Source organism: Sphingobacterium sp. T2, assembly GCF_000814685.1.
GTDB classification, from domain to species: Bacteria; Bacteroidota; Bacteroidia; order Sphingobacteriales; family Sphingobacteriaceae; genus Sphingobacterium; species Sphingobacterium thermophilum.
The window spans coordinates 1-8,237 of record NZ_JXAC01000253.1; the positions used below are offsets into that span (position 1 = coordinate 1).

Sequence of the window (8,237 nt, forward strand, 5' to 3'; positions counted from 1 at the left end):
TGCTGACAGCCCACTTTTAACATCCTTTCGTGTAACAATGTTGATCGCTCCGGTCAATGCATTAGCACCATAAACAACGAGCCATAGGCCCTCGCAAGATCTCTATACGCTCTACTGCATCCATGGCTATAGGAATATTCATAGTATGATGGCCCGTCTGTGGGTCTGAAATTTTTACACCATTGATTAGAATCAACGCCTGCTCAAAAGAACCACCGTCAATACTTATATCTGCCTGTGTACCGAAAGGACCACGTTGTCTTATATCCATTCCGTTAGCATAGGCCAACACCTCATTGATAGATTTTACCGGCAACCGCTTGATATCTTCATTATTAATGATTTGGATATCCCTGCTCCGTTTGGAAAAAGGAATCTGTAACCTGTTTTCTGAAATCACTACCTCAGCGATGCTGTCTTGAAGCTTTTCAAGTTTCTGTGCATGCGCCATAAAGAAAAAATTAGTACAGGTGATGAACAAAACACTGCGTTTAAGTTTCATAATCTTAAATTTTTCGTCACAAAAGTCTTATCTTTCTCCATCAAATAGATAGTCCAGTTTTATATCCATGAATAGTCCAGTTATCAACAAACTCCTGCCGTACATCAAATTGCAACGCAACGACAGCACCCCTCTTTATCTTCAGATTGCTCAAGGTATTGTAAAAGCCATTCAGGTTAAGATTGTTCTGCGCGGAGAAAAGCTTCCGGGGACGAGACTTCTTAGCGAACGGCTGTACATCCATCGCCAGACCGTGGTAGCAGCATATGATGAACTGGCAGCGCAAGGATGGATAGAAATTCTTCCACAGCGTGGGGCTTATGTCACACAGCAGAAAATAAAAGCACCTCACCCCCCAATAATTACCAAGGAGGAAAAAGAGAAACAGCTACCATATCAGCTTTATTCCAATCCTGTACTCGATTTATCTTCCAATGTTCTTCACTCATCTCTCTTTTTGACAGATGGTACGCCCGATTACAGAACCACAGATCTCAAATTGTTGAACACCTTTCTTAGTGCGGCTTCGCAAAGTAAATGGTTGTTAAATCAGCTCAACAAAAACATTCATTCAGAAAATGAAAATCTTAAAAATCAACTAATAAACCTTCTTCTTATTCAGAAAGGCATTGCTGTTAATGCCGAAAAAATTCTCGTTACCGGAAATCACAAAATAAGCACGTTGTGCATTCTGAGAACGCTGATAAAGCCGAATGATATTGTTGTGGTCACCCAGCCCGGTCATTATTTTATAAACATGATGCTGAAAGATTGCGGAGCAAAACTATATACTGTGTCTCTGAACGAAAAGGGACTAGACATAGAAGAGCTTAAGTCAATTCTTGCAAAAGAAAATATTAGAGCTTTTTATATTCATACGAACACATTATATCCCACCGCCCGGACTTTATCGGAAGAACAGAAAAAAGAGTTAATCGCTTTAGCCAAAACATATGGCTTCGCAATTATAGAAGATGATAGCGGAACAGATTTTATTTTCGACCGACAGTCTCCCACTTCGCTCATTCATCATGATGACCAGCATACAGTCGTTTATCTTAATAGTTTAGAAGGCTTGCTTCCCCCTCCTTATGACATGGCATATATTGTCGCTCCCTCATCCGTTATCCGAGAATTACAGAAAGTCAAAAATACCTTACAATCCACCTCTTCGCCCTTGATAGAACATGCTTTAAGCGAATACGTAAAAGAAGGTTACTTTTTGCGTCAAGCACAGCGGCTCACCAAATTATATCTTAGGCGCAGAAACCAGTTCAGCGTCCTTTTGGATTCTTATTTTGACAGAATTATAGATTTTAATCCACCTCATATGGGCTTGGCATTTTGGGTGGAGTTTAAGCAGAAAGTGCCTTTACTGACCATATGTCGCAACTGTGAAAGAAAAGGACTTACCATACCACAACATATCCTCTACCAGGATAAGTATATCACAGCCATGCGTATAGGATATGGACACCTTAACGAACAAGAAGCAAGAAAAAGCTATAAAAATTTGGAGTGAAGGGTTTTATGAGGTATTATACCAATAAGGCATGCTTAATGGCAAGCCTTATTGGTTATTCTTGTTATTTTCCTTCGAAAGCAGCCAGCCACTGCGGGCGGAACGAAGCATCTTTTTCAGACATCTCGAAAGATTTCTTATACAGGTCGAGCGTAGCAAAAACTTCTGCTGGATCTCCTACAGAATTTTCGAAGAACAACTTAAAGCTATACGTAGCATTCTTACTCAGATCTACAGCCACTGTATTGGAAGAAAAGACAGTAGGTAAGATCGCTTCGGAGCTCATCTGGCCTGCTGATTCCATACCGAAAATGGTGGATAATGCTCTTACCAAAGCATTGGATTCTTCGCCTATAGAAGAAATTTTGATAGCCCCTTTAACAAATCCGGACTCTTTAGGACGGCCTTGACCGTCAACCCCCGGTTCTATATTTTTCAAGACTTCTACTTTCATTCCTACGGTATCTTGGTCGAAAACCGATTTGGCTACGTATACTTTTGAAGAATCTGTTTCATTCTCCTCTACAATACGTAGGAAGAAATATTGCTTTTTGGGCATTTTTATCATTGGTGAACTTCTCTAAGGGAAGACCTTGGTCTGACTGTCCTTTATTGGAAGAATTGCCACAACCGGACAATGCCACCATCGCTGCGAAACCAGCAGTCAAGAAAATTTTTGCTATGTTCATGGCAATAGAGTTTTATTATAGCAAATTACGATAATGTTTTATCTTTTTAAAGCGTTATACAAAATTTCTACTGGATGGTAGGACTTACGTGCCGCGCCATCCTTGATCTGATGACGGCATGATGTTCCCGCCGCAGCGATTAGGACATCCTCTTTAGCTGCGCGAACAGCCGGTAACAATACCAATTCGGCAACCTTCATCGAGATATCATAATGTTCCTTCTCATAGCCGAAAGAACCCGCCATACCACAACACCCGGAAGGGATAACCTCTACCGAATAATTCGTCGGCAACGATAACACTTTCTCCGTATAACCTACGAGATGGAAAGCTTTTTGGTAACAGTGTCCATGCAGCTTGATATGCTGTTTTGCGTCAGTAAACATATCGGCTGTAATATTTCCTTTATCTATCTCCTGTGCCAGAAACTCATCCACCATAAGGGCATGCTGTGCTATTCTTTTGGCATCTTCCAACAAAGGTTTATCCACCAAACTCAAATACTCATCACGGAATGTAACGATGGCCGAAGGTTCGATCCCCAGAAGCGGTGTTTCTTCCGAAATTTTATTTTTAAGCAAAGTTACATTTTCGTTTGCCAGCCTTTTAGCCTCCTTCACAAAGCCTTTGGAAAGATAAGTTCTTCCACTTTCTTTATGGGGTGCAAAAAGCACCTCATAGCCTAAGGCAGTAAGCAGCTTATACGCGGTCTTACCGATGTGGGTGTCGTTATAATCGGTAAACTCATCACAGAAAAGATAAACTTTCCGTTAGATGATTGTGTTTTCTGCTTTTTAATCCAGCTTCTTAAGGTTGTACCACTCACTTCCGGCAAGCTTCTGTCCTGAGCAAATCCCAACACCGATTTGATAAGACTTGAAGTCAATTTGTTTTGTGCAAAGAAATTGTATACTGGCGCCACCATAGCCCCTAGCTGTTGGGACTTCGTGAAATTGGCAATAACCTTGGCGCGGAAAGGGGCTCCATTAGCATCATAATAATGTTGAAGGAATTCGGCTTTCATCTTGGCCACATCAACACTAGATGGACATTCTGTTTTACAGCCTTTACAGCTTAAACAAAGGTCCATTACCTCTTTCAGCTCCTCGTGATCAAAGCGGTTTTCTTTAGTCGAATTTGTCAGAAACTGACGCAACATATTAGCACGGGCACGTGTGGTGTCCTTTTCATTGCGTGTAGCCATAAACGAAGGACACATCGTTCCTCCAGTGATTTCGGTCTTACGACAATCTCCCGAACCCGAACATTTCTCTGTAAGACGCAAAATGCTTTCGTCTTTCGTAAAGTCAAAATAGGTCTGGATTTCCTTGCCATCAATTACCTTATCGTAACGCAAGGAAGAGTCCATCGGTGGCGTATTTACAATTTTATTGGCATTGAAGATGCCTTTCGGGTCAAACACATTTTTCACCTCCTGCAGCAAAGCATACACTTTCTCTCCTAGCACTTTGCCGATAAACTCACCACGTAGCCTACCGTCACCATGTTCCCCGCTAAGTGAACCATTGTATTTCAACACCAGGTCGGTGGTCTTTTCTAAAATAGAACGAAACTTACGCTTACCTTCTGCGGTTTTCAGATTTATGAACGGCTCAATATGCAATTCTCCTGCTCCGGCATGAGCATAGTACGAGGCATGCACGCCCTCTTCCTTAAGAATTTGTTGCACATCCGCTACATAGGCAGGTAGATCTTTCGGCGATACCGCACAGTCTTCAATGAGGTTTACCGGTTGTTCGTCTCCAGGAAGATTTCGGATTAATCCCAGTCCTGCCTTGCGCACATCCCATACAAGGTTGGTCTGTTGCACTCCCATCACTAACGGATAAGCGTATCCCAGTCCTTTGGAAATCAGATCCTGCTTCAAAGCCTCTGCCTTGCAGACGATTTCTTCTTCCTTGTCTGCACGGAACTCCACTATCAGTAGAGCTTGAGGATCACCTTCGATAAAAAAACGATTATACTGATATGTCGGATGACCTACCGTGAAGTCAAGAATATATTTATCTACCAGCTCGGACGCTTCCGGCTTATGTTGCAATGCAACTACATTACCATGCATACATTCCACCATATCGGAAAAGTGTACACATAGCAACCCTATCTCCTTAGGGGGTAATGGACGTAGTTTAATCTTGGCCTCTGTCACTATGCCTAAAGTTCCTTCCGAACCGGCCAACAGATTACAGAGGTTGAAAGGTTTTGTCGTATCTACCAGAAAGTCCAATGCATAGCCGGTATTACGACGGGTAATATCTTTCTTCGGATAGCCCGAATTGATTATATCAATATTTTCCTTATTAGTCAATAAGTCATTGAGCTGACGGTATATCTCTCCTTCTCTGTCTTTCTGTGCCAGCTTAGCAAAATACTCCTGAGGTTCTAAAGCTTTGAAAACAACCTCTGATGCATCGTTCAACAAAACATGAGCTTCCAGCAAATTGGCTCTTGTATCCCCCCAAACTATGGAGTGCAACCCCGATGAGTTATTTCCAATCATCCCACCAATCATTGCACGACTGGCCGTGGAAGTTTCAGGACCGAACATCAAGCCGTAAGGTTTGAGATAGGCATTCAGGTCATCACGAATCACTCCTGGTTGCACACGTGCCCATCCTTCCTCCACATTCACCTCAAGAATTTTATTGAAAAATCTCGAAATATCCACTACAATACCTTTTCCTACAACTTGGCCCGCCAAAGAAGTTCCGGCAGTACGAGGAATTAAAGTGATTTTATTTTCGTCAGCAAAACGTATTAAGGTAATTAGGTCTTGCTTGGTATACGGAATAGCTACAGCTAAAGGTTTCTCCTGATATACGGAAGCATCCGTAGAATAAGCTACCAACATGGTATGATGCTTAGGATCCCATTCCCTATAATACAACTCCCCCTCTAATTCGCTATTAAGCTTTTCTAAAGATATTGACATATGAATAATAAAATAATAAGCTTTACACTAAAACAAATCTAAGCAAAGATTGTTATTTTTGATAATAATTAGCCCAAATATTTAACTGTTTATACGTATTCTAAATTAAAAACCGCACAAAACCGCAAAACCACTGCGTTTTCTTGCAAATTTATTAATACAAACCTTACAGAGGTGAACAAAATTCTTTATCAAAGAATAAATTTTGAATTTTATTCGATATTTATGTATTTTTGCAGAATGAAAAAATTAGAAATTAATTTAGACCATATAGATTATCAGATATTGCGTATCATGCAAAATAACGCGCGAACCAACAATGCAGATATCGCGCGGGAATTGGGTATGGCTCCTTCGGCCATACTAGAACGTGTAAAAAAACTGGAGCAAAAGGAAGTCATCTTACAGTACAATGCTAAAATCAATCCGGCGGCATTAGACCAGAATCTCTTATCATTTATCTTCATCAAAACTTCCGACATTATTGGTGAACAAGGTATAGCCTACCTATTGGCCGAAATTCCGGAAGTTCAGGAAGTGCACGACATTGCGGGAGATGATGGATACTTGATTAAAGTAAGAACCGCAGACGCTGCCGGCTTGGTCGACCTCATGCGCAACACTTTAGGAAAAATTGAAGGTATCATTTCTACACGTACAACTATCGTGTTGGAGACAATTAAAGAAGAACAAAAACTTGTTATTCCGACTGTTTAAAATGGAAGAAAGTAAACCATCGATATTAAGCGTTATCCTCGCCTATTTAGTGGTCTATATAGTGTGGGGGTCCACCTTTTTCTTTATTGAGGAGGCATTACGCTCCTTCTCGCCATTTGTTTTGGGCTCTATCCGTTTTCTTATTGCAGGTCCATTATTAATGGGGTACTGTGCCTTAAAAGGATACAAGCTTTTCAATAAAGAAGATGTCAAGCAGGCTATTTTTGTAGGGTTCTTACTGCTGTTTGTCGATATGGCCTGTATCATATGGTCCGAACAGTACATTTCCAGTGGCATCGTTTCCATCTTATCGGCAGCTACCGCTATTTGGTTTGTTCTGCTAGATAAACCAAAATGGAAAGAAAACTTTTCCAGCATCCAAACTTTATTGGGATTGTTTTTCGGTTTTGCAGGTGTCATTATGCTCTTTGCCGAACAGATATTTGCCAATACTGTTGCTGAGGAGACGAAATCGCAAAATATCACCGCTATGGGCGTCTTAGTAATGGGAACCATAGGCTGGACGATAGGCTCCCTGTGGTCCAAATACAGCCAGAAAGGTAAGACTACCAACAAAGAAAAAAGCACTGAATGTAATGGTGAAGACCGCCTGGCAAATGCTGACTGCCGGGGTAGCTTTCACGCTGGTAGCCCTGTTCAATGGAGAGTATTCCCGTTTCGACTACAAGGCAGTACACCTTGCAGATTGGGGGGCATTGCTGTATCTAGTGACGATGGGCTCTATCCTAGCTTTCAGCTCCTACATTTGGTTGTTGCAAGTTCGTCCGGCCACGGAAGTGAGCACATATGCCTATGTGAACCCTATCGTTGCCTTGCTGCTCGTACATTTCTTCACCGATCATGAGGTTACCATGCTTCAGATTATGGGACTTTGCGTGGTCTTGGTTTCCGTACTTCTTATGAATTGGAACCTGTATAAAGACAGTAGAACCATCCGGGCAATCCGTTATCGCAAAAAACTTAAACGTCTTAAACATATGGCACCAAAGAGTAGTGTGCCTCGCATAGTGGAAGTTGCCGAATTTCAACGCAAAGAGCTTTCCAAAGCTGAAAAGAAAAAGCTCAAAGAAAAAGAAAAACAACAAAGCCAAGAATAGTTTTTAGATTTATTACTGTACACCTTCAAGCTTCATGGAAGATCAACCGTAGCAATACAATCTCCTATGAAGCTTTTATTTTTGTATGAAGAAGCTTAACATATGATACTTAAAGCCACAGAAGACATTAAAAAAGATGTATTAAAACTTTTTATAGAAAGATGGAATACGGATTTTATGGTTTCAAGAGGCAAGGTGCATTATGTTGCTGACTTGGAGTCTTTAGTGCTCATTGAAGAAAACAGGATTGTAGGTCTGCTGACCTATACCATGGAAAACAAAGAAATCGAGATAGTTTCTTTGGACAGCTTCAATGAAGGACACGGTATAGGTTCTGCCCTATTGGAAGGCGTTAAAGAAGTCTTTCTCCATTCGGACTGTCAAAGGCTATGGCTAGTGACTACTAATGACAACCTGAGAGCATTACGGTTCTATCAAAAAAGACAATTCACAATTACCGACATACATCTAAACGCTGTGGATCATGCCCGCAAAATAAAACCCTCCATCCCTTTGACAGGTTACGATAACATTCCCATACAACATGAAATTGAATTAAGTTATTTTAAGCTCACCTCCTTTTCCAAAAGCCGATAAATTGTTATATTTATAAAGGAGCTGTATCAAAGCCTTCCAAGACCATATTTTCACACAGTTAACGGTAACCAATTCTTTAAAGCTAAACTAGTTTATTTATGAAAATTAGAACCACTGTACTTTGCCTACCAATTAAAAA

9 protein-coding genes and 1 pseudogene are annotated in these 8,237 nt (G+C 41.0%); 5 read left to right on the forward strand and 5 right to left on the reverse strand.

The features are described 5' to 3' along the window. Nucleotides 1-61: 61 nt before the first annotated feature. Nucleotides 62-502, reverse strand: coding sequence for a TonB-dependent receptor (locus SD31_RS13500; protein ID WP_039054509.1), 441 nt, complete (start codon nt 500-502; stop codon nt 62-64). Between the two features lie 67 nt (nt 503-569). Between SD31_RS13500 and SD31_RS13505 the strand changes: the two genes are divergently transcribed. Continuing rightward, entirely contained in the window at nt 570-2,024 is a 1,455-nt protein-coding gene (locus tag SD31_RS13505) for a PLP-dependent aminotransferase family protein (RefSeq protein WP_039054510.1), read from the forward strand. A 64-nt stretch (nt 2,025-2,088) separates the two neighbouring features. Here SD31_RS13505 and SD31_RS13510 read toward each other — a convergent pair whose 3' ends face one another. Genes SD31_RS13510 through SD31_RS13515 form a run of 4 tightly spaced genes read right to left on the reverse strand, consistent with a single transcriptional unit; the run spans nt 2,089 to nt 5,666 of the window. After that, a complete protein-coding gene (locus tag SD31_RS13510) occupies nt 2,089-2,583 on the reverse strand; it encodes a hypothetical protein (protein WP_156138375.1) in 495 nt (164 codons plus the stop codon). Continuing rightward, nucleotides 2,537-2,713 carry a hypothetical protein gene (locus SD31_RS17675; RefSeq protein ID WP_197053732.1) on the reverse strand — a complete coding sequence of 59 codons (177 nt, stop codon included), beginning with the start codon at nt 2,711-2,713 and terminating at the stop codon, nt 2,537-2,539. The genes SD31_RS13510 and SD31_RS17675 overlap by 47 nt, the downstream gene beginning before the upstream one ends. Nucleotides 2,714-2,751: 38 nt before the next feature. Then, nucleotides 2,752-3,387, reverse strand: coding sequence for a (Fe-S)-binding protein (locus SD31_RS19555; RefSeq protein ID WP_231561664.1), 636 nt, complete (start codon nt 3,385-3,387; stop codon nt 2,752-2,754). Nucleotides 3,388-3,395: 8 nt separating this feature from the next. Further along, the gene (locus tag SD31_RS13515) at nt 3,396-5,666 is read right to left on the reverse strand and encodes an FAD-binding and (Fe-S)-binding domain-containing protein (RefSeq protein ID WP_231561665.1); all 2,271 of its coding nucleotides are present in this window, start codon (nt 5,664-5,666) and stop codon (nt 3,396-3,398) included. Between the two features lie 240 nt (nt 5,667-5,906). Here SD31_RS13515 and SD31_RS13520 point away from each other — a divergent pair, with 240 nt between their 5' ends. The 4 genes and pseudogenes from SD31_RS13520 to SD31_RS13530 all read left to right on the forward strand — a co-directional run bounded on the left by SD31_RS13520 (nt 5,907) and on the right by SD31_RS13530 (nt 8,098). Next, entirely contained in the window at nt 5,907-6,383 is a 477-nt protein-coding gene (locus tag SD31_RS13520) for an Lrp/AsnC family transcriptional regulator (protein WP_039054511.1), read from the forward strand. A gap of 1 nt (nt 6,384) precedes the next feature. Continuing rightward, nucleotides 6,385-6,753, forward strand: a pseudogene (locus tag SD31_RS19560) (EamA family transporter); the annotation flags it as partial. Nucleotides 6,754-6,979: 226 nt separating this feature from the next. Beyond that, entirely contained in the window at nt 6,980-7,501 is a 522-nt protein-coding gene (locus SD31_RS19565) for an EamA family transporter (protein WP_231561666.1), read from the forward strand. 102 nt (nt 7,502-7,603) lie between these two features. Then, a complete protein-coding gene (locus SD31_RS13530; RefSeq protein WP_039054512.1) occupies nt 7,604-8,098 on the forward strand; it encodes a GNAT family N-acetyltransferase in 495 nt (164 codons plus the stop codon). Nucleotides 8,099-8,237: the final 139 nt, after the last annotated feature.

What these genes read in the sequence shown, in the direction of transcription:
- SD31_RS13500 (WP_039054509.1), bottom strand. Translation starts at nt 502, where the DNA reads ATGAAACTTAAACGCAGTGTTTTGTTCATCACCTGTACTAATTTTTTC.
- SD31_RS13505 (WP_039054510.1), top strand. Translation starts at nt 570, where the DNA reads ATGAATAGTCCAGTTATCAACAAACTCCTGCCGTACATCAAATTGCAA.
- SD31_RS13510 (WP_156138375.1), bottom strand. Translation starts at nt 2,583, where the DNA reads ATGCCCAAAAAGCAATATTTCTTCCTACGTATTGTAGAGGAGAATGAA.
- SD31_RS17675 (WP_197053732.1), bottom strand. Translation starts at nt 2,713, where the DNA reads ATGAACATAGCAAAAATTTTCTTGACTGCTGGTTTCGCAGCGATGGTG.
- SD31_RS13515 (WP_231561665.1), bottom strand. Translation starts at nt 5,666, where the DNA reads ATGTCAATATCTTTAGAAAAGCTTAATAGCGAATTAGAGGGGGAGTTG.
- SD31_RS13520 (WP_039054511.1), top strand. Translation starts at nt 5,907, where the DNA reads ATGAAAAAATTAGAAATTAATTTAGACCATATAGATTATCAGATATTG.
- SD31_RS19565 (WP_231561666.1), top strand. Translation starts at nt 6,980, where the DNA reads ATGGTGAAGACCGCCTGGCAAATGCTGACTGCCGGGGTAGCTTTCACG.
- SD31_RS13530 (WP_039054512.1), top strand. Translation starts at nt 7,604, where the DNA reads ATGATACTTAAAGCCACAGAAGACATTAAAAAAGATGTATTAAAACTT.